The organism is Microbacterium sp. (assembly GCF_039812165.1).
Classification (GTDB): Bacteria; Actinomycetota; Actinomycetes; order Actinomycetales; family Microbacteriaceae; genus Microbacterium.
In genome coordinates this window covers 1-3,560 of record NZ_JBDIAB010000259.1, presented here as the reverse complement: position 1 = coordinate 3,560, position 3,560 = coordinate 1, and the positions used below count along the sequence as shown (strand labels likewise).

At 69.2% G+C, this 3,560-nt stretch carries 4 protein-coding genes and 1 tRNA gene; 4 read left to right on the top strand and 1 reads right to left on the bottom strand.

What is annotated here, in order from left to right; all coding sequences use genetic code 11:
- Window positions 1-278: 278 nt before the first annotated feature.
- The 4 genes from WML84_RS13905 to WML84_RS13890 all read left to right on the top strand — a co-directional run bounded on the left by WML84_RS13905 (window position 279) and on the right by WML84_RS13890 (window position 3,219).
- Window positions 279-1,199, top strand: coding sequence for a helix-turn-helix transcriptional regulator (locus WML84_RS13905; protein ID WP_347346731.1), 921 nt, complete (start codon window positions 279-281; stop codon window positions 1,197-1,199).
- A gap of 140 nt (window positions 1,200-1,339) precedes the next feature.
- The gene (locus WML84_RS13900) at window positions 1,340-2,278 is read left to right on the top strand and encodes an alpha/beta hydrolase (protein ID WP_347346730.1); all 939 of its coding nucleotides are present in this window, start codon (window positions 1,340-1,342) and stop codon (window positions 2,276-2,278) included.
- Window positions 2,279-2,369: 91 nt separating this feature from the next.
- Window positions 2,370-2,564 (top strand): hypothetical protein, encoded by a 195-nt coding sequence (locus WML84_RS13895; RefSeq protein ID WP_347346729.1) that lies wholly within the window; start codon window positions 2,370-2,372, stop codon window positions 2,562-2,564.
- Window positions 2,565-2,589: 25 nt separating this feature from the next.
- Complete coding sequence (locus WML84_RS13890) at window positions 2,590-3,219, top strand: SDR family oxidoreductase (RefSeq protein ID WP_347346728.1); 630 nt, start codon at window positions 2,590-2,592, stop codon at window positions 3,217-3,219.
- Window positions 3,220-3,440: 221 nt separating this feature from the next.
- Here the strand turns inward: WML84_RS13890 and WML84_RS13885 are convergent.
- A tRNA-Met gene (locus WML84_RS13885) sits at window positions 3,441-3,514 on the bottom strand.
- Window positions 3,515-3,560 lie beyond the last annotated feature (46 nt).

Sequence of the window (3,560 nt, the reverse complement as noted above, 5' to 3'; positions counted from 1 at the left end):
CTTGTCGGTCTCGGGCCGGTCCTCGAACGTCGCGAAGCCGGCGCCGCCCAGCCGCACGCGCACGAGGTGCGGGCTCAGCCGTTCGGTCGAGACCACCTCGAGGTCGACGACGGGACGCGGGCGCCGGGGCGAGGTGCGGGAGTTCGATGCCACCCGCTCCACGTTACCCGCCACCGCACACGCGGACGCGGGCCCTGTCGCGATGCGGAGCCGCTTCCGCGATAGGGGTGGGCCACCAGCGCATGCCTCCGGCGCGGGCGGCTGCGTAGCCTCCTGGTATGGACGTATCGAAGCAGGTCCGGGAGTTCCTGATGACCCGGCGGGCGAGGATCTCCCCCGAGGACGCGGGACTGCCGCCCGGTGACGGCAAACGCCGCGTCGAAGGCCTGCGCCGCGAGGAGGTCGCGGTGCTCGCCGGCGTCAGCACCGAGTACTACGCGCAGATCGAACGCGGCGACATCGCCCGCGCCTCGGAGGAGATCCTGCACGCGATCGCATCGGCGCTGCGGTTCGACGACGTCGAGCGCCAGCACCTGATGGATCTCTCCCGCGCTGCGGGTCCGCGCACGCGCCGGCCCCAGCAGCCCTCCAGGATCCACGCGAACGTCCAGCAGCTCATGGACGCGATGCCGGGGGTTCCCGCGTCGGTCCAGAACGGGCGCCTCGATCTGCTCGCGACGAATGCCCTGGGCCGCGCCCTGTACGCCGAGGTCTACGACCGGCACACGGGTACAGGACTGCCGAACCTCGCCCGATATCTCTTTCTCGACGAGCGGAGCCGACAGACCTTCCCGGACTGGGACGCGGTCGCCGAGGACGCGGTCGCGACGCTGCAGGCCGAGGCGGCCCGCCAGCCGGGGATGAAGGCTTTCGTCCAGCTCATCGGGCAGCTCTCCACCACCAGCCGGGAGTTCGGCGCGCTGTGGGCCAAGCACAACGTCTCCACCCATCAGCGGGGCACGAAGCGCGTCCACCATCCGCTGGTCGGTGAGATCGCACTGAACTACGAGGCGCTGGAGCTGCCCGGCTTCGCCGGCCTGCAGCTGGTGACGTTCCTGCCCGAACCGGGCTCGCGTGCCGCGGACGCGCTGCGACTGCTGGGCAGCTGGAGCACGCCCGAGCAGCATGCGCCGAATGCCGACGAGACCGAGGCAGCGGACGTCGCGACCCCTGAGCCCGGGGAGAGCGCCTGGCGGTAGGGGTGGGCCACTGGCATGTTCCTCGGCTCCTCGTCCGTTCATAGCGTGGATCCGTCGCGGAAGCTCACCCGCTCCCACGATCGACCGCCCCCACCGAGACCCGGGCGGCCACCGTTCAGCAGATGCAGAAGGAGCACACCATGCCGAACATCGAGCACGTCACGTTCAAGCACCGCGACATGTTCTGGGAGATCGCGGCGGACATCTACTTCCCGCCGAACTTCGACGACTCCCGGCACTACCCGACGATCGTGGTCGCGCACCCGATCGGCAGCGCGAAGGAGCAGACCTCCGGCGAGATCTACTCCGCTCGGTTGGCCGAGCAAGGCTTCGTGACCGTCGCGTTCGACGCGTCCTTCCAGGGCGAGTCCGGCGGCGAGCCCCGCTCCATCGAAGACCCCACGCGGCGCGTCGAGGACTTCCGTCACGTCGCCGACTACCTCGTCACGCTCCCGTACGTCGACGCCGATCGCATCGGCCTCATCGGCATGTGCGGCGGAGGCGGCTACGCCATCAACACCGTGATGACCGAGCGCCGCTACAAGGCCGTCGCCACCATCACCGGTGCGAACTACGGCCGGGTCCTCCGCGAGACCGAAGGCTCGTCCGCGGCAGTGATCGAGAAGCTCGAGGAGATCGCCGCACAACGTACGGCCGAGGCGCGCGGTGCCGACCGGCAGGTCGACATGGGGCTTCCGGAGTCGCTGGAGCAGGCCGCCGAGTGGGGCATCACCGACGTCGACCTCCTCGGCGCGACCGAGTACTACAAGACGCCCCGTGGCGCGAAGCCCAACGGCGTCAACGTCACGCTGCGCTCGCACATGAGCCCGGCATACGGGTGGGACGCGTTCCACCTCGCGGAGGGTCTGCTCACCCAGCCGCTGCTTGTCATCGTCGGTGACATCCCCGGCGCGTTCGGCGCCTATCGCGACGGACACGAGATCGTGCGCCGTGCCCGCTCCGAGAAGAAGGAGCTCGTGGTGATCGAGGGCTGGTCGCACTACGACCTCTACGACAAGGACGAGCCCGTCGCGCAGGCCATGGCCAAGCTGACCCCGTTCTTCACCGAGAATCTCTGAGCAGAGAACCAGAGATCGCGGGCGCGCCGCGCCGGCCCCAGCGGCACGGCCCACCCACCCGTGATCCGCTCGAGGGAAAGCACAGCAAGCCATGCAGCACGTCGTCCTGAACAACGGCGCCGGATGCCGATCCTCGGCTTCGGGGTCTTCCAGATCGGTCCGGGCGACCGAGGGGGCGGCCCTCGACGCGATCGAGGGCGGCTACCGGTCGTTCGACACCGGCCGGCCGGTCTTCGGCCACCGCGACCCCGACCACGTCGCACAACTCTTCACCCTGCATCCATGACCAAGACCGAGAAGGAACGATCATCATGACCAACGTCCTCATCGTCGGCGCCAGCGGGCAGATCGCCTCCCGTGCCGCCGCCCTGCTCGCCGAAGCCGACGTCGAGCTCACGCTCTTCGCCCGCAGCGCGAGACGCATCCAGCATGCGCCGGACGGGGCGCGCGTCATCGAGGGCGACGCGACAGACGTCACGGCTCTCAGAGACGCCGTCCGCGGCCAGGACGTCGTCTACGCCAACCTCGCCGGGAACATCGACCGTCAGGCGGCCGCCATCGTCGAAGCCATGAGGACCGAAGGAGTGAGGCGCCTGATCTTCATCACCGCTCTCGGCATCTACGACGAGGTGCCCGGCGAGTTCGGACGATGGAACCGCGCGACGATCGGCGGCTCGACGCTGGACGCCTACGCCCGAGCATCGGATGTGGTCGAGTCGTCCGGGCTCGACTACACCGTGCTGCGGCCGGCGTGGCTGTCCGACGCCGACGAGGTCTCCTACGAGACCACCCAGCGCGACGAGCCCTTCCGGGGCACGACCGTCTCCCGCAAGAGCGTCGCCGCCCTCATCGCCGACATCGTCGCCCACCCCGACACACACGTCGACGAGAACCTCGGGGTCAACAAGCCCGGCACCGACGGCGACCGCCTCGTCTGGTAGGACCGATCGGCCAGACGAGGACTCTCCGTTCGGAGCCCGCAAGTGATCGTCAGCCTGCGCGAGAAAGGTGACACGCACCGCTGATGATCTGCGAGCGTCGCGCACGCCGCGAGCAAGACCCACTCGGCAGCAGGAGCGAGGCTTGCCCCCACCCGCGAGCAGGACTCCGGGCAACCGCCCCACACGAACGAAGCGCCCCAAAACAAGGGGCGCTTCGTTCGTAGCAGGAGCGGGGCTTGAACCCGCGACCTCACGATTATGAGTCGTGCGCTCTCACCAACTGAGCTACCCTGCCGCGTGGCATCCGTCTCACGAAGGATGCTGCGAGCCCCGAGTCAGGA